Below are 20711 nucleotides of genomic sequence, written 5' to 3' on the forward strand. Positions count from 1 at the left end.
AACCCCACGCCGGTTGAGCCGACACCGAGCGAAGCGAGGCGTCGCGTCGAAACCCCTCCCGCCACCGAACAACCCCACGCCGGTTGAGCCGACACCGAGCGAAGCGAGGCGTCGCGTCGAAACCCCTCCCGCCACCGAACAACCCCACGCCGGTTGAGCCGACACCGAGCGAAGCGAGGCGTCGCGTCGAAACCCCTCCCGCCACCGATCCGCTCACCAGCACGGCGCGAGGTTTCGACGCGGTGGCTCGCTCCGCTCGCTACCGGCTCAACCAGCAACCGGAGCCGTATCGAAACGACCTCACCGAGCCCCATCGGCCTTCGGCCGGCGCCTCAGACCTACTCCGCCGTCCGCGACAGCGCGTGCAGATCCTTCGCGGTCGGTGACTTCTCGACGGTGTCCGGGTCGGGGTAGGTCCGGAGCAACCGGTCGACGGTCCCGGCGGTGGTGACCGTGAACCAGTAGTGCTCGTTGCGGTAGTGGTGGAACCGGTGGTTGCGCCAGATCCTGCGGTAGAACGCGTGGCGCGGCCGGTAGTCGGAGTGGATCAGGTAGTGCGTCCACTCATAGACCAGGCCTATCGCCGGCAGCACGACCAGGAAGGTCAGCCCGCGCTCGACGCTCGTGAAGACGACGAGTCCGACGATGAGGGCCGCGATCATCACCCCGATCAGCACCTGCCACGGGATGAAGATGAGCGGGATGTCGCGCGGATTCTGGTGATGTTCACGATGTTTGCGTGCGACGAGCGGGTCGATGGTGACCGGGCCCAGCCGCTTCGGGCGCCAGTGCAGGACGAACACGTGGATCAGCCACTCCACCAGAGGGAAGCTCGCAACCATGATGACGGGGACGAGCAGGTCGGCGAAACCCCAGCCGCCCAACCACACTCGCGCTACCAGGGCCGCACCCAGAAAGCCCGCCATGATCCACGGCGACGGATGCCGGAGGAACTCGGCGAATGCGTCGCGCAGCGACATCGAGTGCCGCGACCGCATGCGTCGTTCCTCGGCCGCGACCTGCCGGCGCGCCTTGATGTCGATCTCGTCGGCGGCCATCAGTGTTCCTCCTGTGGGTCGGTGTTCTCGAGTGCCTCGCAGAGAGCGAGTAGTGCCGTCGTCGCGGGTGCGAGAAGGGCTCGGGCCGCGGCGTCGGCGCGTTCGGGTGCGTGCGCGGCGATGGTGTCGACGAGCGCGCGGTAGCCCTCGATGTTCCCGACCTCGGGTTCCAGGACCCCGGCCAGAGCGGGTACGGCGGGCTCGTAGGCGGCGCGCAGCGAGTTGTACATGAGCCGGAAGGCGATCGAGTCGGCCGCGTCGATGACGACGCTCCAGAACTCGAGGGCGGCGACCTGCTGGCCGATCGGGTCCGGCTCGGCGGCGAGACGATCCAGGACCGACCGGATCGCGACGAGATCGTCGTCGGTGGCACGTTGCGCCGCGAGGCGGGCGACCTCCGGCCCGACGGCGGCACGCGCTTCGACGATCGACCGCGCGACACTCGGCACGAGCGCCCCGCCGCGGAGGAGCAGCCGCGGCAGCAGGTCGAGTCCGCCTGTGCGTGCGATGTCCTGGACGCGCGCGCCGTCGCCCTGGCGGATGGCCACGAGCCCGGCCGCGGCAACTCGTTTGAGCGCCTCGCGCACCGTCGGCCGGGACACCCCGAGCATCCGTGCCAGTTCTCGTTCGCTGGGGAGCGCTTCACCGGCGGCCAGATCGCCGGAGAGCACCCCCTCGACGATCTGGTCGAAGACGATCTCAGGTGCGCTCTGCTGGGTCACCGGCTCAAAGGGCATGTTGTGACGGTAACCACCCTTGGTCAGGTGGTCAAGTGGTCAGACCAATCGTTCCCCACACGCGACCCCGGCGGCGACGCGCCGGCTCTACGTAGCGTCACTCCGCTGAAGTGGTGACTCTGCGCAGGTCAGCGCAGCTGGTCCAGCAGTCGCAGCCACACCTCGCTGACGGTCGGATACGACGGCACCGCGTGCCACAACCGCGACAGCGGCACCTCACCGACGATCGCGACCGTCGCCGAGTGCACGAGTTCACCCGTCTGCGCCCCGACGAACGTCGCACCCACGAGGACGTCCCGCGCCGCGTCGACGACCAGAGAGGCGTGCCCCGAGTAGTCCGGACCCAGCAGGTACGACCCGGCGACCGAGATGTCCCCTTCGGCGACGCGCACGTCGATGCCTGCGTCCCCCGCCTGCGCGTGGGTCAGCCCCACCGAGGAGATCTCCGGTCTGGTGAACACCACCTGCGGCACCGCGGCATGGTCCGAAACCGCAACGTACCGTGATCCGTCGAGGCCCCGCCCCTCCGCCCGCGCCGCGATCACGTCGCCGGCCACCCGCGCCTGATACTTGCCCATATGCGTCAACGCGTTGCGGCCGTTGACATCTCCGACCGAGTACAACCACGGATGTCCCGGCACGGTGAGGTGATCGTCGACCGTCAACGGTCCCTTGGTCGCCAATCCCAGCGAGTCGAGGCCCACATCGGTTGTCGCCGGCGACCTTCCGGCCGCGACCAGGATCTCGTCGACGGTGAGCTCCCCCGCACCGTCGCTCGCGAGCCGGACGACCGCCGGGCCGCCGTGCAGTCGTCCGTATCCCGAGGCAGTGGCGTCGGTTCGTTCGACCGCCTCGATCGTCGTCCCGAAGCGGATGTCGGCGCCGCGAGCCCGCAGCGCGTCGGCAACCCGTTCCCCCGCAAAGGGTTCCATCCGCGGCAACAGCCGGTCCCCGCGGATGGCCATGACCAGGCTGCGTACCCCGAGGTCGAGCAGCCACGTCGCGGCCTCGCAGGCCACGACCCCGCCGCCGAGAACCACCATCCGTTCCGGGACCTCGAGGATGTTGGTTGCGTCGCGCGAGGTCCATGGCAGTGCTTCGCGCAGTCCCGGGACGGGCGGGACCGATGCGGTGCTGCCGGTGGCGATGACCACCGCCTCGCGTGCCGTCACCAACCGGTCGCCGACGCGGACCTGTTTCTCGCCGACGATCCGGCCGTGACCGCGGATCACCTCGATCCCGGCGCCGTCGGCCCACTGCACCTGGCCGGAGTCATCGTGCGTGGCGGCGCTGTTGTCGAGACGCCCGGTGACGGTGTCCCGCCAGCCGAGCACGGCGTCGGCATCCGGATTCGACGCCGACGCCCGTTCGCGGGACCCGGCCAGCGACCGCGCCTCGTCAAGGGCGTTCCCGGGCCCGAGCAGCGCCTTGCTCGGCATGCACGCCCAGTAGGAGCACTCCCCACCCATCAGTTCGTGTTCGACGATCGCGGCCGTGCGATCGCTTCCCCGTATCGCGTAGTCGGCAGCATTCTCGCCCACCGGACCGCCACCGATCACGACGACGTCGTAGCTGGTTTCTCCCACCATGGATCCACCGTAGGGACCGACCGGGGACCTCGTGCGATTTCGCCCCTACCGAACGCGGCTGACGGATCGCCCATCCGGTGACAGGATGGAGCGCGTGACTGCTTCGAATACCGACCTCAAGTCCGGACTCGACCTCGACTGGGTCGACGATTCCGTCCGCATCCAGGACGATCTGTTCGCCCACGTCAACGGGAAGTGGCTGGAGTCGCATGTCATCCCCGACGACCGTTCGGTCGACGGCGCCTTCCATGTGCTGCGCGACAACTCCGAGGAGAACGTCCGCGACATCATCACCGAATGTGCCGAGTCGAGCCCCGCGAGCGGCTCCGACGCACAGAAGATCGGTGACCTCTACGCGTCGTTCATGGACACCGACCACATCGAGGCACTCGGCATCGGCCCGATCACCGGGGAACTCGAGAAGATCGCGGCCGTCGACTCGGCGGACGCGCTCGCCCGACGCATCGGCCGGCTCCAGCGTCACGGCGCCGGTGGACTGTTCGGCTATTACGTCGACACCGACGCCAAGAAGTCCGACCGCTACCTTGTGCACGTCACCCAGTCCGGCCTCGGATTGCCGGACGAGTCGTACTACCGGGAGGACAAGCACGCGGAGACCCGCACCGCCTACGTGGCGCACGTGGAGCGGATGTTCGCCCTCGCCGGCTTCGACGACGCCGCCGCCCGCGCCGCCACCATCCTCGATCTCGAGACCGCCATCGCGGCCGAACACTGGGATGTCGTCCGGCGCCGCGACGCCGAACTCACCTACAACCTGATGACGCTGGACGACTTCGCCTCCGCCGCCGACGGTTTCCCGATCGGCGAGTGGCTGGGCGGTCTGGGCACCACCGGCGATCCGACCTTCGCCGAGGTCGTCGTCGCGCAGCCGTCCTTCGTGTCCGGGGCGTCGGCACTCATCGCCTCACGCCCGCTCGAGGAGTGGAAGACGTGGCTGACGTGGCGCCTGCTGCATTCCGCCGCGTCGTATCTGTCGTCGGACTTCGTCGACGAGAACTTCGAGTTCTACGGCCGCACCCTGACGGGCGCGGAGACCATCCGCGACCGCTGGAAGCGCGGCGTCGGCTTCGTCGAGGGCGCGATGGGTTTCGCGGTCGGCAAACTCTATGTGGCCAAGCACTTCCCGCCCGAGGCCAAGGCGCGCATGGACGAGCTCATCGCGAACCTGGTGAAGGCCTACCGCCGCAACATCTCCGAACTCCCGTGGATGACCCCGGACACCCGGGAGAAGGCCCTCGCCAAGCTCGAGAAGTTCACCCCCAAGATCGGCTACCCGGTCAAGTGGCGGGACTACAGCGCGCTGAGCGTCGACCGCGGTGATCTCATCGGGAACGTCGCGCGCGCATCGTCGTTCGAGCAGGACCGGGAATTCGCCAAGATCGGTGGGCCGGTCGACCACGACGAATGGTTCATGACCCCGCAGACGGTCAACGCCTACTACAACCCGGGCATGAACGAGATCGTCTTCCCCGCGGCCATTCTGCAGCCGCCGTTCTTCGATCCCGAGGCCGACGACGCGGTCAACTACGGCGGCATCGGCGCGGTCATCGGGCACGAGATCGGCCACGGCTTCGACGACCAGGGCGCGAAGTACGACGGCGACGGCAACCTCGTCGACTGGTGGACGGACACCGACCGCACCGAGTTCTCCTCACGCACACGTAAACTCATCGACCAGTACGGCGAGTTCACCCCGACCGGCCTCGACCCCGAGCACAAGGTCAACGGCGACTTCACCATCGGGGAGAACATCGGCGATCTCGGCGGTCTGTCGATCGCGCTCGTCGCCTACGAGATCGCCCACGAGGGGCAGGATCCGCCGGTCATCGACGGCCTCACCGGAACGCAGCGCGTGTTCTTCAGCTGGGCCCAGATCTGGCGCACCAAGACCCGGGACGCCGAGGCGATCCGCCGCCTGTCCATCGACCCGCATTCGCCGCCGGAGTTCCGGTGCAACGGCGTCGTGCGCAACGTGGACGCGTTCTACGAGGCGTTCGACGTGAAGCCCGGCGACGCACTGTATCTCGAGCAAGACCAGCGGGTCCGGATCTGGTGAACGACGCACCTGGGGCCGGCGGCGCCTCGCCCGATGGCGCCCCGGTACCGCGACCCGGGGCACCGGAATCCTTCGTCCTCGCGAAGGGACGCGATCTGACAGTCGCCCTACTCCGGCCCGTCGGCGCGGCCATCGTGTTGCTGATCGGATACTTCTTGTTGCCGATCAACAGGACGAGCGATCTCAACATCCTCGGACTGACGGTCGGCGCCTTCCTGCTGGCATCTTTCTGCGTCTGGGAGGTCCGGAAGTTCGCCCGGTCGGTCCATCCGCTCGCGACCGCAATGGAGATGCTCGTCGCACTGTCGACGTTCTACGTCGTCGTCTTCGCCACCACGTATTACCTGTTCTCCGAATACGACCCGGGCAGCTTCAACGAGTACCTCAGCCGCGTGGACGCCCTGTACTTCTGCCTGACGGTGTTCACGACAACCGGTTTCGGCGACATCGCGGCGTATTCGCAGGGCGCCCGCATCGCGGTGTCCATCCAGATGGCCAGCACCCTCGTGCTCCTCGGACTCGGTCTGCGATTCCTCAATCTGCTGATCAACCAGAAACGCCAGGCCACCGGAGGGTGACCTGGCGTCGCCGGGTGTCAGCGCGAGCGATCAGTGATCGCCCTCGCCGGAGCGATCAGTAGTCGTCGTCGCCGTAGACGATCATGCCGCGAATGTTGTTGCCCGCGAGCATGTCGTCGTAGGCCTCGTTGATCTGATCGAGCCGGTAGGTCTTGGTCACCAGATCATCGATATTCAGCTTGCCGGCACGGTACTCGTTGAGCAGCGCCGGCACCTGGGTCCGGGGGCTGGCACCACCGAAGATCGCGCCCTGCACCCGCTTCTGCAGCAGGGTGAGCTCGAAGAGGTTCATCTGCGCGTCCATCGACGCGTAGTTGCCCATGCCCACCACGACGACCTGTCCGCCCTTGCCGGTCAGGGCCAGGGCGGGCGCGATCATCGAGCCGTCGATCTCACCGACGGTGAGGATCGTCGTGTTGGCCATCCGGCCCCAGGTGATGTCGCCGATGGCCTCGGCCGCCGCCTCCATCGACGGGAAGGTGTGCGTCGCACCGAGTTTTTCGGCCATCTGCAGCTTGAAGGGCACGGGGTCGACCGCGATGACGTGGCGCGCACCGGCCGCCGCGGCGCCCTGGACCGCGTTGATGCCCACACCGCCGATGCCGACCACGACGACGGTGTCGCCGGCATGCGTCCCGCCGATCTCAACTGCGGAGCCCCAGCCGGTCGCGACACCGCACCCGAGGAGTGCCGCCGCCTGGAGCGGGATGTCGTCCTCGATCTTCACCAGCGAGGCCTGATTCACGGTGATGTAGGGCGCGAAGGTCCCGAGCATGCACATCTGGACGAGCGGAAGTCCGTCATGGGTGTGCGCACGGTTCGTGTCGTCGGCGATCGAGAGGCCGGTCAGCAGCCGTGCACCCTCGTCGCAGATGTTCTGCTGTCCTCGCGAACACGGCTCGCAGGTCCCGCAGGCCGGGATGAACGCGGTGACGACGTGGTCGCCTTCCTTGAGGTTGGTGACGCCCGGGCCGACCTTGGTCACCACGCCGGCACCCTCGTGACCACCCAGAACCGGCATCGGGGCGGGGCTGTCGCCGGTGCGGAGGTGATGGTCGCTGTGGCACAGACCCGAGCTGACAAGTTTGACCTGGACCTCGCCCGCCACCGGATCGCCGAGCTCGAACTCCTCGATCTGCCACTTCTCACCCGGATTGCGGAGAACTGCACCTTTGGTCTTCACATGTGCTCCTTACTCGTGCCGCCCCGGAACAGGGCGTTAGATATCGCCGTCTGCTTATGCAACGTACATCACATGGTGGTCCAAGACCGCGGTCGCCGCAGCCATTTCACGTGATCCGTCTCGCGCGTTCGCTCCGGCCTGCGGCCGGCGCCGAATCGGTTGCATGCGACCGTCCTCGAGCCCCTCGTCGGCACGTGAGAGCAACACGTGGAACGATGGCCCCATGCCGGACAAGACCGATTCGAGTCCCCGTCCCACCCGCAAGCTCCGCTGGCTGATCCCGGCCCTTCTACTCCTCGCCTGGTTGATCGTCGGCGGGATCACGGGCCCCTTCGCCGGCAAGCTCGCGAGCGTCGCGAGCAACGACAGCAGTTCCTTCCTCCCGGCGTCGGCGGAGTCCACGCAGGTCCAGAACCTCCTCGCCGACTTCCAGGACACCGACGAGATCCCCGGCATCGTCATCGCCGAACGCTCGGGCGGGATCACGCCCGGCGACCTCGAGTTCCTGCGCACCACCACCTCCGAGGTGGCCGGTCAGCCCGGATTCGGACCGGCGGTCTCGCCGCCGATCCCGTCGCAGGACGGTCAGGCCGCGCAGGTCTTCGTCCCGATCGACAGCGCGGGCGAACCCGCCGACACCGTGGAGATCTTGCGCGACAAGCTGGCCGACGCGCCGGACGGTCTGACCGTCGCGGTCACCGGCCCCGCCGGCCAGGTCGCCGACCTCGGGGAGGCCTTCGCCGGAATCGACGGCCTGCTGCTGCTGGTCGCGGGCACCGTGGTGATCCTGATCCTGATCGTCGTCTACCGCAGCCCGATCCTGCCGTTCGTGGTCCTCATCTCCGCGGTCTTCGCCCTCGGACTCGCGTCGGGCCTCGTCTACTTCCTGACCAAGCAGGGCGTTCTCGACCTCAACGGTCAGAGCCAGGGCATCCTGTTCATCCTGGTCTTCGGCGCGGCCACCGACTACGCGCTGCTGCTCGTATCCCGATATCGGGAGGAGTTGATCGCGACCGAGGACAAGTACGCGGCGCTCCGGCAGGCCTGGCGCGCCACGATCGAGCCGGTCGCCGCGTCGGCGGGCACCGTCATCGCCGGTGTCCTCTGTCTGATGCTGTCCGACCTGAACTCCAACAAGAGCCTCGGCCCGGTCGCCGCGATCGGCATCCTCGCGTCCTTCCTGGCGTCGATGACGTTCCTCCCCGCCGCCCTCGCGCTCCTCGGCCGGACCGCGTTCTGGCCGCTGCGCCCCCGGTACGCCCCGCAGACCTCGGCCGACAGCGGTGCCACCCACCGCCTGTGGAAGCGCATCGCCGACACGGTCGCGTCCAAGCCGCGCGCCATCTGGGCCGGCACCCTGATCCTGCTGCTCATCGGCGCGGCATTCGCCCCGACCTTCAAGGCCGACGGCATCGCGTCGACCGACTTCTTCATGGGCTCGGTCGAGTCCGTGGAGGGCGCCGAGATCCAGGCGAGACATTTCGACGCCGGTAGCGGTACGCCCACCTACGTCATCGCCGATCAGGGCGCAGGCACCGCCGTACTCGACGCGGTCCGCGCGACCGACGGTGTCGCCGGCGCCGAACTGATCACCGAAGGCAGCGCGCCGATGGTCCGTGACGGCAAGGTCGCCGTCACCGCCACGCTGACCGACAATGCGGAGTCACTCGCCACCCAGGACACCGTCGCCGACATCCGTTCGGCGGTCGGCCAGGTCCCGAACGCGAACGCCCTGGTCGGCGGCACCACCGCCATCGATCTCGACACCCGCGAGACGTCCATCCACGACCGCAACCTGATCATCCCGATCGTGCTGATCGTCGTGTTCCTGGTCCTGGTGGCGCTGCTGCGCAGCGTCCTCGCGCCCGCGATCCTGCTCGCGACGACCGTGCTCTCCTTCGCGACGACGTTGGGTGTGGCCGCGCTGCTGTTCAACGGTCCGTTCGGCTTCCCCGGCGCCGACCCGGTGGTCCCGCTGTTCGCCTTCGTGTTCCTCGTGGCGCTCGGCATCGACTACAACATCTTCCTGATGACCCGGGTGCGCGAGGAGGCGCTCCGGCATGGCACCCGCATCGGCATGATCCGCGGGCTCACCGCGACCGGCGGCGTCATCACCTCGGCCGGAGTCGTGCTGGCGGCGACCTTCGCGGCCCTCGCCGTGATCCCACTCCTGTTCCTGGTACAGGTGGCCTTCCTGGTGGCGTTCGGCGTCCTCGTCGACACCCTCATCGTGCGTACGCTCCTGGTTCCCGCACTGACCCTGGACATCGGACGCAAGATCTGGTGGCCGAGCGCGCTCGCAAAACGGGAAGAAGAGGACACGACACCGGAATCCGTCCTCGAGAGGGCGTAACATCAGCTGTGACAAGCGAATTCACTGATTCCAACACCGTCGGCACGGTAACGCGTTAGCGTCAGGTATTCGCATTCCCACGTCGGTTGGCTGGTGATCTCATGACCCTTATCGAACACAAGGAAGAGGGCCGCCAGGACTTCTCGTCACTGCGGCAGGGCGGTCTCAACTGGGACTCGTTTCCATTGCGACTCTTCGTCAAAGGGAACTCCCGGTTCTGGGATCCGGTGGCGATCGACTTCTCCCGGGACGCGCAGGACTGGGTGGAGCTGAACGACGAACAACGGCGCAGCGCAACCTATCTGGTGAGTCAGTTCATCGCCGGGGAGGAGGCGGTGACCGAGGACATCCAGCCGTTCATGAAGGCGATGGCGACCGAGGGCCGCTTCGGTGACGAGATGTACCTGACACAGTTCTGTTTCGAGGAGGCCAAACACACCCAGGTCTTCCGGATGTGGATGGACTCCGTCGGACTGACCGGCGACCTCCAGCCCTTCGTCGCCGACAATCCCTTCTATCGCCGCTTGTTTTACGAGGAGTTGCCGGCGTCTTTACACGCCCTCGAACACGACGCGTCGCCGCGTAACCAGATCCGCGCGAGCGTCACCTACAACCACGTCATCGAGGGCAGCCTGGCACTGACCGGCTATCACGCCTGGCAGAAGGTCTGTACGCGGTTCGACATCTTCCCCGGCATGCAGAAGCTGATCCGGTTCATCAGCGACGACGAGCGGCGCCACATGGCATGGGGCACCTTCACCTGCCGCCGTCACGTCGCCGCCGACGACTCGCTGTGGGCCGCCGTCGGCGAGCGCATGGACGAACTCCTCCCCTTGGCGCTCGGCATGATCGACTGGGTCAACCAGCAGTTCGACGAGCAACCCTTCGGGCTCGACAACAACGAGTTCCTGACCTATGCCGCCGACCGCGCCCAGCGCCGGCTCTCCGCGATCGAGTCCGCCCGCGGACGCTCGGTCGCCGACATCGACGTCGACTACTCCCCAGAAGTCCTCGAGGACGCCATGGGCGAGGACGACGCGGTGCGGTTGCAGATGTGACCCGCTGCCCCGCCGGCTGAGCCGGCACCCCCAACCCCCGACGGCTGAGCCGGCACCGAGCGCAGCGAGGCGCCGCGTCGAAGCCCCCCACCCCCCGCCGGCTGAGCCGGCACCGAGCGCAGCGAGGCGCCCCACCCCGCCGGCTGAGCCGGCACCGAGCGCAGCGAGGCGCCGCGTCGAAGCCCCCCACCCCCCGCCGGCTGAGCCGGCACCGAGCGCAGCGAGGCGCCGCGTCGAAGCCCCCTACCGCACGTCCAGATCGACGACGTCACGGCACCGCGCGTCGACGAGCCCCCGTTGGTGGCTGACCAGCACCAGACCCGCGCCGTCGTCGACCAGTTCCTGGAGTAGCCCGATCACGGCCCGCGCCGAGACGGGGTCGAGCATGGCGATCGGTTCGTCGCACAGCACGAATCGCGGAGCCTGAACCAGAAGGCGCCCGACGCATGCGCGCTGGAGTTGACCGTCGGAGACCTCTGCGGGGAAGCGGTCGAGCAGGGCGGGGTCGAGGCCCACACGTGCCGCGCTCACCTCGACGTCACAGTTCCGTCGTGCGATGGTGGCGGGTTCGGCAACGATCTTCCGCAGAGTCCAGCGCGGGTTGACGACCATGCGCGGGTGCTGAGCGAGCAGTCCGATTGTCCCCGGCCGCGGTTCCACGCCGTGCTGCTCGACGGAGCCCGCCGTGGGTTCGGCGAGTCCGGCGAGGATGCGCAGGAGCGTCGTCTTGCCGCTGCCCGACCGGCCGACGATCCCGAGGACGGATCCCGCGTCGACGGAGACATCGACGCCGGTGAACACCTCCCGGCTCCCGAACCGGGCGGTCAGGCCGTGCCCGAGCAGCGTCGCCGTCATGAGACGGGCTCGAAGAATTCGGCGACGTACGGCTCTGACGAACGGAGAACCTCGGCAGCTGGACCTTCTTCGACGATCCGTCCGGCCCGCATGACTGCGACTCGGTCGGCACCCCCCTGCCGGCTGAGCCGGTCCCGAGCGAAGCGAGGCACCGCCCCCTGCCGGCTGAGCCGGTCCCGAGCGAAGCGAGGCACCGCCCCCTGCCGGCTGAGCCGGTCCCGAGCGAAGCGAGGCACCGCGTCGAAGCCCCCCACCCCCCGCCGGCCCCCGACCATCGTGTCCACGTCATGAGTGATCACCAGCACCGCGGCGCCGCGTCGTGCGGTGTCCGCCAGGAGTCCCCAGATCGCGGCTGCGAGGTCGGGGTCAAGCGCAGAGGTCGGCTCGTCGGCAACGAGGATCGCGGGGTCGCCGGCGATGGCTGCGGCGATCGCGGCGCGCTGGGCCATCCCGCCGGACAGTTCGTGCGGGTAGAGCCGCAGAGCGTCGGGATCGAGGTGGACCGCCCGGCACAGCTCGACGGCGTCGCGCGTGCCGCCGAGCCCGCTGATCACCTCGTCGAGCTGTGACCCGAGCGTGCGCACCGGGGTGAACGAGGTGGCCGCCGACTGCGGCACCAGCCCCACTCGACGTCCACGCAGCGTCCGCCAGCGTGGGTCGCGACCGGCGACCTCGTCGTCGAGGAAATCATCGTCCCCGAGCGACACCCGGCCGGTCACTGACGATCCGGGCGGGAGCAGCCCACACAGCGCGGCGGCGACCATCGACTTCCCGCATCCCGATTCGCCGACGAGCGCGGTCAGCGAACCGGCCGGCAGATCCAGCGTGACGTCGTCGAGTACCCGAACCGCTTCGCGACGCCGGGTGGCGACGTCGACCGTCAGGCCGTCGAGACGAGCGCTCACCGCCACACCTCCCCGGCCGGCGGTAGCGTGGCCCGACGCAGCGAGGCGGCAGCTCCCGAACACGCGACCGCGGTGACCATGAGCGCCACGCCGGGTACCACCAGCGTCCACCAGGCGCCGGTGAGGACGTCGCCGCGGGCTTGCCCGAGGAGGGTGCCCAGGCTGGCGGCGTCCGGCGAGAGGCCGACGCCGAGGAACGACAGGGTCGTCTCATGCCACACCGCATGCGGGAGCAGCACCGTCATCGCGACCAGTACCTGACCGGAGACAGCGGGCATGAGGTGACGGGTCGCGATGAACGTCCGCGACGCGCCCGCGAGCCGCGCGGTCTCCACCCACCCGGCCGACGTCGCCTCCAGTAACTCGGCACGCACCACACGTGCCACGGCCGGCCAGTGGGTCAGCGCGATCGAGGCGATGATCGCCACCGGTTCGCCCCGCCACATCGCGGCGATCACCACTCCGACGACCAGGTGTGGAAGCGCGTTGACGGCGTCGACGACGCGCATGACGATCGCGTCCACCCAGCCGCCGGCGGCCACCGACGCGATCCCGACGACGACGCCGAGGACGGTGGCGAGTATCGCGCAGGCGAGTGCGATGACCAACGAGATCCGCAGGCCCTCCGCGGCGCGGGCCCCGAGGTCGTATCCGGAATGGTCGGTGCCCAGGAGGTTGTCTTCGCTCGGGGCGCGCAGGGCATGGGCGAAGTCGGCGGTCTGATCCCCGGCGGCGAGTGGCCACCCCACGGCGAGGATCCCGATGACGCCGAGCACGATCCACGGTGTCCCGAACCCGAGCCGATCACGCGCTGCGGCCCAACGCCTCTCGACGCGGAACGCCGACGCACCGACCGCGGTCATGCGCGCAGCCCGATCCGCGGATCGATCCAGATGGCGGCCGCATCCGAGAGCGCCGATCCGACGAGCACGAGCACAGCCGATCCGACGGCCAGCGGCGCGAGGAGTGCGAAGTCGAGTGCCACCGCCGAATCGACGAGAGCCTCGGCGAGACCCGGCCCGCCGAAGACGGTTTCGACGATCGCGGCACCGGCGATGAGTTCGGGCAGTCTGGTCCCGAGCAGTGCCAGGGTCGGCAGCACCGACACCGGCACGATGTGCCCGCGCAACAGCGTCCATCCGCCCACCCCGCGGGCCCGCGCGCCCCGAACCGCATCGGAGGCCGACGCATCCACGACCGCCGAACGCATCGTCAGCAGCAACCACGGGATCATCGAGATCGTCAGGGCCAGATACGGCAGCGCCGCGTGCGTCAGCAGACCGTCGAGCGAGTGGTCATCGCCCGGACGGCGGGCACCCGAGGACGGAAACCACCCGAGCCCCACCGCGAATGCACTGACCAGCACGAGCGAGACCACGAACGGCGGAGTCGCGGCGAGCATTGCGGCCAGCGCCGTGCACACGCGATCGAGGAGCCCACCGCGCCGCATGCCGATGACCGCGCCGAGGACGATCGCGACGGTGGCCGCAGAGATCAACGCCGACAACGACATCCCGAGGGTGAACGGCACACGATCGGAGATCACGTCCGCCACCGGTTGACGCATGGTCGACGACCACCCGAGGTTCCCCTGGAGCACGGCCGCCCACCACTTCCACCAGGCCTCGAACCAGTGGTCGTCGAGTCCGTAGGCCTGTGTGACGGCGTCCCGCTGTGCCTGGGTCGCCGACTGGTGGTTGTCACCGAGGTGAGCGGTGAGCGGATCGAACGGCGAGGCCGCGGCAACCGCGAACACCGCCAGCGACACGAAGAGCACAGTCGGGACCATGACCAGGAAGCGACGGCCGAGCAGTCGCATCGCGGGCCCGGTGCGCGAACGGCGTCGCGCTTGTTCGCCTGTCCCGGTGGCGTTTTCCGCGGCGAGGTCCACCACGGCTGCGGACCGCCCGGCGTCCGGCCGGATCCGCGTGGTCACGAGGCCGGTGACCAGGACGGCAGATTCCACCACGGTCCCCATGTGACGCCGTGCGAGTGGGGTTCGAGGATGGGCGCATCGTGCGACCACCCGGCGCTCCGCGCGACGTAGGTGTGATGGACGAAGGCGAGGAAGACCTGCGACGGTTGGCGCGCATAGACCTGCTGGATGCGGCGGTACCGCTGGTCGTTCTCCGGCCCCGACGCCGATTCTCTTGCGGTGTTGAGCAATTCGTCGAGACCGGGAGCCGTGAAGTTGCCCGGGTTCGAGTAGGGTGACGAATCCGGCACGCGGGTGTGCAGCGCGTCGTAGACCTGGGAATCGATGCTGTACGGGGTGGCACCGCCGCCGAGAAAAGCGGCAGCCGAGCCCATCTTGGTGTCGATCTCGTCCCAGCTGGTGCCTCGCGTCAACACTTCGACGCCGATCTTCTTCATCGACGCCGCAAATGCCACGGCCAGATCGCGACGCAGGGTGTCCTCGGCGTTGTACAGCAACGGGAAGCTCGCACGAACCCCGTCCCGCACACGCACGCCGTCGGGACCGGTGCGCCAGCCCGCGTCGTCGAGGATCGACGAGGCCTGGGCACGGTCGTAGGCGAACTGGGCGGCGGCGTCGTAGGAGCTTCCGTAGACCTCCGCGATCGGAGTGCTGGCCGGCTCGCCCTTGCCCATCAGCACGTCCTCGACGAGCGCCGACCGGTCCACGCCGATGTTCATCGCCAGCCGCGCCGAAGGGTCTGCGGTGAAGGCGTTCTCGGCCGGCAGCGACACTCCCCGCCAGTCCGCCGAAGCCACCACGGCGACGTCGACCCCGGAGCGTTCGGCGAATCCGTCGGCCAGACGCGGCGGAAGGCTCGCCCCGTCGACCTCGCCGGTCTGCAGGAGCTGCGCCCGGGAATTGTCGTCGGGCACATGGGTGTAGACGATCCTGCGCACCGACGGCACATCACCGGCGCGGTCGTCGCGGGCGACGAGGACCGCCTGGTCGGGGTCGAGGGATTCGAGACGATACGGGCCGGTCCCGACAGGTTCGGTGTTGATCGCCCACTGCGCAGCGGGGGCGGCCTCCACCCTTTCCGACGGAACGATGCCGAGGAGCAGATACGGCGACGGGTCCGCGTCCGTGTTCGTGGTCAGCCTGATCGCCTGCGGCCCATCGGCATCGACGGTCACGATCGGGGTGAAGTCGGTGGAGATGCCCGAGGCGACCTTCGGGTCGACGACGGCGCGATAGGTCGCCACCACATCGGCGGAGTCGAAGGCACTGCCGTCCGAAAAGGTGACACCGCCCTTCAGCGGCACCCGCCACGTGCGTGGTGCGATCCGTTCGGGCGCCGACGCGGCGAGCGCAGGAATGAGGTCGGGCACACGGTCGTCACCGTCGGCAGCGGGAGCCAGCAATCCGTCGTAGATCGGCGAGACACCCAACTGTCCGTAGCCGAGGATCGGATTGAAGCGGTCGAGATCCTGGCTCTCGGCGAGCACGATCTGATCCGACGTCGCCGTGTCCTCACTGCCGGCACATGCCCCGAGGACTGTCCCCGCGAGCAGCATCGTTGCAACCGAGACGATCACCGGCCGTCCGCGGCGTCCGAGGGGCGGGCGGCCTACACGTGTCGTCACAGACATATGTTCTCCCAGACATACATCGGTCGCCACTCGACCCGACGATTGCCGCCGGTGGTGTATATCGAGGGGGTGGGACGAGCAGAGGAGGTACCGGTGAGCGATTTCGACGCGGACTCGTGGGCGGCGCGCTTCACCCTGCTCAGCGACCCGACGCGGCTTCGCCTCGTCGCCGAGATGCATGCCCACCCGGGCTCGACGGTCGCCGAACTCGCCGCCGCCATCGGGATCACCGAGAATGCTGCCTCGCAGTCGATCCGCGCCCTCCGCGACCAGGGCTGGGTGCGGTCGGAGAAGATGGGCCGGATGGTGCACTACGAGGTCGTCGGCGACGCGATCGTCCATCGCATCCTCCACGACATCATCGGAGTCGGTCACATATCCCCAGCTCACGGACATGATCACGCACACCCGTGACAAGGGATTAGAACACGTTCTAATCTTGTCGCGTGGATGTCTCCTTCGATGCGACCAAACGGGAACTGACGACCGACCAGGGCACCCTGCGCTACCACGAGGCGGGTGACGCCGACGCACCCCCGCTGATCCTGCTGCACGGCTCCGGCCCCGGCGTCACCGGTTGGCGCAACTACCGCGGAAACCTCGGCCATTTCGCGCAGACGCACCACTGTTACGTCATCGAGTTCCCCGGGTTCGGGGTCAGTGACGCGGTCGAGGGCCACCCGGTCCTCACCGCCGGCGGATCGGTCATCCGGTTCATGGATGCGCTCGGCATCGACAAGGCCCCCATGATCGGCAACTCCATGGGAGGGGTCGTCGGCGTCAACCTGGCGATCAAGAAGCCCGACCGCGTGGAGAAGCTCGTCACCATCGGCGGCGTCGGCCCGAATGTGTTCAGCCCGAGCCCCAGCGAGGGCCTGCGGCTCCTCCAGGAGTTCACCGATGCCCCCGACAAGGACAAGCTCGTCCGCTGGCTGAACTCGATGGTCTACGACCGTTCCCTGGTCACCGAGGAACTCATCGAGGAACGCTGGGAAGCCGCCATCAATCCAGACGCGCAGAAGACCGCCCAGATGATGTATGGCTCTGCGGCTTTCGAGATGCAGCAGCAGTTCATGGCCGCCTCCGACACGCCACCATACTGGGCGTCGATGCACAAGGTCGCCTGCCCGACCCTGCTGACCTGGGGCCGCGACGACCGCGTCAGCCCGCCCGACATGGCGATGGTCCCCATGCGGCTCATCCCCGACGCAGAACTGCACATCTTCCCGAAGTGCGGCCACTGGGTGATGATCGAGGCCAATGAGGCCTTCGAGGCGACGGTCACCTCCTTCCTGACCCGCTGACCGCGGGACTGTTCCCCTCCCGCTTGGCAGACCCGACTAGCGGGAAGACTGACTTTCGCTCACGAGATCCGTTCCCGCTCACCCGTGACCGGTGGGCGGGAACGGATCATGTGAGCGCTCCTTCGGCAGGGAACCCAACCCTTGCGCGCTGCGTCGTATTTCTCATGCCACCCTTCCCCACCGATCGGTTCGGGCTCATCCATCGGGATGCGGCACTGAACGCAGGATTCTCCGACGAGCAACTGTCCGGCGCCACCGCCCGGCGCGAGCTCGTGCGCCTGATCCCGGGAGTCTGGACCCCCGCCCTCGACGTACCGACCGGCGCGGACTCTCTGGAGAAACGGCACCGTCTGCGTGCGCTCGCAGTCGCGACCTCGGGCCCCGCCGACGGCCATCCGCTCAGCCATGTCTCCGCCGCCGCCCTCCACGAACTGCCCATGCTTCATCCGGACCTGAGCCTTGTCCACGTGACGACCGGCAGAACCTCAGGCGGGTCGATCCGCGCACACCGTCACCTGCATGCCGCGCCACTCGAGGCCGGCGAGGTGGTCGAGGTCGACGTTATTCGTGTCACCTCCATCGAACGCACCGCCGTCGACGTCGCGACGATGAGCAACTTCGACCAGGCTCTCGTCATTTTCGACGCCGCTCTCCGCGAGGGCGCCGATCAGACGGTGATGGCAGATCTCCTCGCGGGCCGTCGACGCCGAAGCGCACGAAATGCACGACGGGCCTTACCGTTCGCGAACGCGGCCGCCGAGAGCGTCGGCGAATCCTGGGGCCGAGCGCAGATGATCGATGCGGGACTTCCGATTCCGACGCTGCAACGCGAGTTCGTTATCGGCGGCCACACCTACCGCAGTGACTTCGACTGGGAGGAGCTGCTCGTCGGCGAGTTCGACGGTCTACACAAGTACGGTCGGCTCCGCAGCGCCGACGAATCGGCGACGGACGTCGTCGTCCGCGAGAAGCTGCGTGAAGATCGCTTGCGCGCCAAGGGTATCACCGTTGTCCGGTGGACGTGGTCGACCCTCGAGAAGCGTCAGCTCGCCCCGCTCCTCCAACCGTGGCTGGCGAAGCTTGGGCTCTTTGCCGCCTAGTTTCGCTCACCAGATCCGTTCCCGCTCACCGTTGAAGGGTGAGCGGGAACGGAATGAGTGAGCGAAACAAAAGCCCCGACCGGATTGGATCCGGCCGGGGCTCTTGCGTGAGAGATCAGCTACCCGCTCCCTGAGGTGCGAGGAGCGGTAGCGACGAGCCTCGAAGGGTCAGTACTTCTCGCCCTTCGCGGCCTTCTCGACCAGCGAGGCCGGCGGCTCGAAATGCTTGCCGTACTTCGACGCGAGGTCACGTGCACGATCGACGAAGCCCTGCAGGCCACCCTCGTAACCGTTGATGTACTGGATGACACCACCGGTCCACGCGGGGAAGCCGATACCGAAGATCGAGCCGATGTTGGCGTCCGCCACGGAGGTGAGAACACCCTCGTCGAAGCACTTCACGGTCTCGAGCGCCTCGGCGAAGAGCATGCGCTCCTTCATGTCCTCGAGCGGGATCTCCGTGGTGCCCGACTTGAAGTGGTCACGCAGACCCGGCCAGAGCTGGGTGCGCTTGCCGTTCTCGTCGTAGTCGTAGAAGCCCTTGCCGTCCTTCTTGGCGGTGCGGCCGTTCTCGACCATCCAGTCGACGACGGCGTTCGAGCCGTGCTGCGGAACTTCCTTGCCCTCGGCCTTGAGCGCTGCCTCGGTCTCCTTGCGGATCTTCTGCGGCAGGGTCAGGGTCAGCTCGTCCATGAGCTGCAGCGGCGCGGCCGGGTAACCGGCCTGGGTGCCCGCATGCTCGATGAACGCCGGCTCGATGCCTTCGCCGACGGCCGCGATGGCCTCGTTGACGAAGGTGCCGATGACGCGGCTGGTGAAGAAGCCACGGCTGTCGTTCACCACGATCGGGGTCTTGCGGATCTGCAGCGTGTAGTCGATGACCTTGGCCAGCACCGCATCCGAGGTCTTCTCACCCTTGATGATCTCGACCAGCGGCATCTTGTCGACCGGCGAGAAGAAGTGGATTCCGATGAAGTCCTCGGAACGCTTCACACCCTCGGCGAGGATGGTGATCGGCAGGGTCGAGGTGTTGGAACCCAGGACGGCGTCGGGCTCGACGATGTCCTCGATCTCCTGGAACACCTTGTGCTTCACCTCGACCGACTCGAAGGCGGCCTCGATGACGAGGTCCACGCCCTTGAAGTCGGCGGCGTCGACGGTCGGGTGGATGCGGGCGAGCAGAGCGTCGCTCTTCTCCTGCGTGGTCTTGCCCTTGGCGACGGCCTTCGCCTCGAGCTTCTCCGAGTAACCCTTACCGCGCTTGGCAGCTTCGAGGTCGATGTCCTTGAGGACGACCTCCATGCCGGCCTTGGCCGACACGTAAGCGATTGCGGCACCCATCATTCCGGCGCCGATGACGCCGACCTTCTTGGCGGTGAACTTCTCGTAGCCCTCGGGACGCGAGCCGCCACCGTTGATGTGCTGCAGGTCGAAGAAGAACGCCTTGATCATGTTCTGTGCGACCTGGCCGGTGACCAGCGAGACGAAGTATCGGGTCTCGATGATGTCGGCGGTGTCGACGTCGACGTAGGCACCCTCGACCGCTGCGGCCAGGATGGCCGGCGGCGCCGGCATGTTCGCGCCCTTGAGCTGCTTGCGGAGCAGGGCCGGCAGCGCCGGGAGGTTCGCGGCGAAAGCCGGGTTGGTGGGAGCACCACCCGGGATCTTGTAGCCCTTGACGTCGAACGGCTGCTGAGCCTCGGGGTTTTCCTTGATCCATGCCTTGGCGGCGGGGATCAGTTCCTCGATGGAGCCGACGACCTCGTCGACCAGACCGGTCTCCTTGGCCTTGGTCGCGTTGAAGCGCTGGCCCTGGAGCAGGACACCCATGAGGGCGTTCTGGATACCGAGCAGGCGGACGGTGCGGACGACGCCGCCACCACCGGGGAGCAGGCCGAGGGTGACCTCGGGCAGACCGATCTGGACACCCTTGACGTCCGCAGCGACGCGGTAGTGGGTGTGCAGCGCGATCTCCAGGCCACCGCCGAGTGCGGCTCCGTTGATGGCCGCGACGACGGGCTTGCCCAGGGTCTCGAGACGACGCAGCACCTTCTTCATGCCGTTGGTGGTCTCGGTGATCTGGGTGGCGATCTCGGCCTTGGAGACGTCCGAGCGGTCGCTCGTCATGTCCTTGAGGTCGCCGCCGGCGAAGAAGGTCTTCTTCGCCGAGGTCAGGATGACACCGGTGATGTCGTCCTTCTCCGCCTCCAGGCGATCGACGGTCGCAGCCATCGACTCCTGGTACAGCGCGTTCATGGTGTTGGCGCCCTGGTTGGGGTCGTCCATGGTCAGGATGACGACGCCATCGGCGTCTTTCTCCCAGTTGATCATGTTGTCACTCATGGTG

At 67.9% G+C, this 20711-nt stretch carries 16 protein-coding genes and 1 pseudogene; 7 read left to right on the forward strand and 10 right to left on the reverse strand.

Features of this window, described 5'->3' with window-relative positions:
- Positions 1–338: 338 nt before the first annotated feature.
- From IHQ52_RS01740 to IHQ52_RS01750, 3 genes are all read right to left on the reverse strand, one after another.
- On the reverse strand, positions 339–1058 hold the full coding sequence (locus tag IHQ52_RS01740; RefSeq protein WP_191834600.1) for a sterol desaturase family protein: 720 nt from the start codon (positions 1056–1058) through the stop codon (positions 339–341).
- Positions 1058–1795, reverse strand: a complete 738-nt coding sequence (locus tag IHQ52_RS01745; RefSeq protein WP_238064035.1) for a FadR/GntR family transcriptional regulator — start codon at positions 1793–1795, stop codon at positions 1058–1060. Before IHQ52_RS01745 ends, IHQ52_RS01740 begins: the two co-directional genes overlap by 1 nt.
- Before the next feature lie 128 nt (positions 1796–1923).
- A complete protein-coding gene (locus IHQ52_RS01750; RefSeq protein WP_238064036.1) occupies positions 1924–3384 on the reverse strand; it encodes a dihydrolipoyl dehydrogenase family protein in 1461 nt (486 codons plus the stop codon).
- A gap of 85 nt (positions 3385–3469) precedes the next feature.
- Between IHQ52_RS01750 and IHQ52_RS01755 the strand changes: the two genes are divergently transcribed.
- Both IHQ52_RS01755 and IHQ52_RS01760 read left to right on the forward strand, forming a co-directional pair.
- Positions 3470–5461 (forward strand): M13 family metallopeptidase, encoded by a 1992-nt coding sequence (locus IHQ52_RS01755; protein WP_238064037.1) that lies wholly within the window; start codon positions 3470–3472, stop codon positions 5459–5461.
- Positions 5458–6039, forward strand: coding sequence for a potassium channel family protein (locus tag IHQ52_RS01760; protein WP_006436661.1), 582 nt, complete (start codon positions 5458–5460; stop codon positions 6037–6039). The genes IHQ52_RS01755 and IHQ52_RS01760 overlap by 4 nt, the downstream gene beginning before the upstream one ends.
- A 55-nt stretch (positions 6040–6094) precedes the next feature.
- On the opposite strand, the gene IHQ52_RS01765 is transcribed toward IHQ52_RS01760, so the two are convergent.
- On the reverse strand, positions 6095–7222 hold the full coding sequence (locus IHQ52_RS01765; protein WP_006436660.1) for an NDMA-dependent alcohol dehydrogenase: 1128 nt from the start codon (positions 7220–7222) through the stop codon (positions 6095–6097).
- Between the two features lie 223 nt (positions 7223–7445).
- Here IHQ52_RS01765 and IHQ52_RS01770 point away from each other — a divergent pair, with 223 nt between their 5' ends.
- Both IHQ52_RS01770 and IHQ52_RS01775 read left to right on the forward strand, forming a co-directional pair.
- The gene (locus IHQ52_RS01770) at positions 7446–9575 is read left to right on the forward strand and encodes an MMPL family transporter (RefSeq protein WP_006436659.1); all 2130 of its coding nucleotides are present in this window, start codon (positions 7446–7448) and stop codon (positions 9573–9575) included.
- A gap of 101 nt (positions 9576–9676) precedes the next feature.
- Positions 9677–10633, forward strand: a complete 957-nt coding sequence (locus IHQ52_RS01775; protein WP_006436658.1) for a R2-like ligand-binding oxidase — start codon at positions 9677–9679, stop codon at positions 10631–10633.
- A gap of 243 nt (positions 10634–10876) precedes the next feature.
- Here IHQ52_RS01775 and IHQ52_RS01780 read toward each other — a convergent pair whose 3' ends face one another.
- The 5 genes and pseudogenes from IHQ52_RS01780 to IHQ52_RS01800 all read right to left on the reverse strand — a co-directional run bounded on the left by IHQ52_RS01780 (position 10877) and on the right by IHQ52_RS01800 (position 15960).
- Positions 10877–11488 (reverse strand): ABC transporter ATP-binding protein, encoded by a 612-nt coding sequence (locus IHQ52_RS01780; protein WP_238064038.1) that lies wholly within the window; start codon positions 11486–11488, stop codon positions 10877–10879.
- A 269-nt stretch (positions 11489–11757) separates the two neighbouring features.
- A pseudogene (locus tag IHQ52_RS01785) lies at positions 11758–12393 on the reverse strand (ATP-binding cassette domain-containing protein); the annotation flags it as partial.
- Positions 12390–13256: an ABC transporter permease gene (locus IHQ52_RS01790; RefSeq protein WP_006436655.1), complete on the reverse strand. Its 867-nt coding sequence runs from the start codon at positions 13254–13256 to the stop codon at positions 12390–12392. The gene IHQ52_RS01790 and the pseudogene IHQ52_RS01785, both read right to left, overlap by 4 nt.
- Complete coding sequence (locus IHQ52_RS01795) at positions 13253–14371, reverse strand: ABC transporter permease (RefSeq protein WP_174324730.1); 1119 nt, start codon at positions 14369–14371, stop codon at positions 13253–13255. Before IHQ52_RS01795 ends, IHQ52_RS01790 begins: the two co-directional genes overlap by 4 nt.
- A complete protein-coding gene (locus IHQ52_RS01800) occupies positions 14326–15960 on the reverse strand; it encodes an ABC transporter substrate-binding protein (protein WP_157228304.1) in 1635 nt (544 codons plus the stop codon). Before IHQ52_RS01800 ends, IHQ52_RS01795 begins: the two co-directional genes overlap by 46 nt.
- A gap of 93 nt (positions 15961–16053) precedes the next feature.
- On the opposite strand from IHQ52_RS01800, the gene IHQ52_RS01805 reads away from it, so the two are divergent.
- From IHQ52_RS01805 to IHQ52_RS01815, 3 genes are all read left to right on the forward strand, one after another.
- Positions 16054–16374 (forward strand): ArsR/SmtB family transcription factor, encoded by a 321-nt coding sequence (locus tag IHQ52_RS01805; RefSeq protein ID WP_006436652.1) that lies wholly within the window; start codon positions 16054–16056, stop codon positions 16372–16374.
- A gap of 32 nt (positions 16375–16406) precedes the next feature.
- Positions 16407–17264 carry an alpha/beta fold hydrolase gene (locus IHQ52_RS01810; RefSeq protein WP_006436651.1) on the forward strand — a complete coding sequence of 286 codons (858 nt, stop codon included), beginning with the start codon at positions 16407–16409 and terminating at the stop codon, positions 17262–17264.
- A gap of 164 nt (positions 17265–17428) precedes the next feature.
- Positions 17429–18364 carry a hypothetical protein gene (locus tag IHQ52_RS01815; protein ID WP_006436650.1) on the forward strand — a complete coding sequence of 312 codons (936 nt, stop codon included), beginning with the start codon at positions 17429–17431 and terminating at the stop codon, positions 18362–18364.
- A 168-nt stretch (positions 18365–18532) separates the two neighbouring features.
- Here the strand turns inward: IHQ52_RS01815 and IHQ52_RS01820 are convergent, their stop codons facing one another.
- Positions 18533–20707 (reverse strand): 3-hydroxyacyl-CoA dehydrogenase NAD-binding domain-containing protein, encoded by a 2175-nt coding sequence (locus tag IHQ52_RS01820; RefSeq protein WP_024499449.1) that lies wholly within the window; start codon positions 20705–20707, stop codon positions 18533–18535.
- Between the last annotated feature and the right edge of the window lie 4 nt (positions 20708–20711).

This window comes from Gordonia amicalis (assembly GCF_022059885.1).
Classification (GTDB): Bacteria; Actinomycetota; Actinomycetes; order Mycobacteriales; family Mycobacteriaceae; genus Gordonia; species Gordonia amicalis.

Bases quoted from the DNA above. Each gene is read 5' to 3' on its own strand.
- IHQ52_RS01740 (WP_191834600.1), bottom strand. From the start codon at position 1,058: ATGGCCGCCGACGAGATCGACATCAAGGCGCGCCGGCAGGTCGCGGCC.
- IHQ52_RS01745 (WP_238064035.1), bottom strand. From the start codon at position 1,795: ATGCCCTTTGAGCCGGTGACCCAGCAGAGCGCACCTGAGATCGTCTTC.
- IHQ52_RS01750 (WP_238064036.1), bottom strand. From the start codon at position 3,384: ATGGTGGGAGAAACCAGCTACGACGTCGTCGTGATCGGTGGCGGTCCG.
- IHQ52_RS01755 (WP_238064037.1), top strand. From the start codon at position 3,470: ATGGAGCGCGTGACTGCTTCGAATACCGACCTCAAGTCCGGACTCGAC.
- IHQ52_RS01770 (WP_006436659.1), top strand. From the start codon at position 7,446: ATGCCGGACAAGACCGATTCGAGTCCCCGTCCCACCCGCAAGCTCCGC.
- IHQ52_RS01775 (WP_006436658.1), top strand. From the start codon at position 9,677: ATGACCCTTATCGAACACAAGGAAGAGGGCCGCCAGGACTTCTCGTCA.
- IHQ52_RS01780 (WP_238064038.1), bottom strand. From the start codon at position 11,488: ATGACGGCGACGCTGCTCGGGCACGGCCTGACCGCCCGGTTCGGGAGC.
- IHQ52_RS01790 (WP_006436655.1), bottom strand. From the start codon at position 13,256: ATGACCGCGGTCGGTGCGTCGGCGTTCCGCGTCGAGAGGCGTTGGGCC.
- IHQ52_RS01795 (WP_174324730.1), bottom strand. From the start codon at position 14,371: ATGGGGACCGTGGTGGAATCTGCCGTCCTGGTCACCGGCCTCGTGACC.
- IHQ52_RS01800 (WP_157228304.1), bottom strand. From the start codon at position 15,960: ATGTCTGTGACGACACGTGTAGGCCGCCCGCCCCTCGGACGCCGCGGA.
- IHQ52_RS01815 (WP_006436650.1), top strand. From the start codon at position 17,429: ATGCCACCCTTCCCCACCGATCGGTTCGGGCTCATCCATCGGGATGCG.
- IHQ52_RS01820 (WP_024499449.1), bottom strand. From the start codon at position 20,707: ATGAGTGACAACATGATCAACTGGGAGAAAGACGCCGATGGCGTCGTC.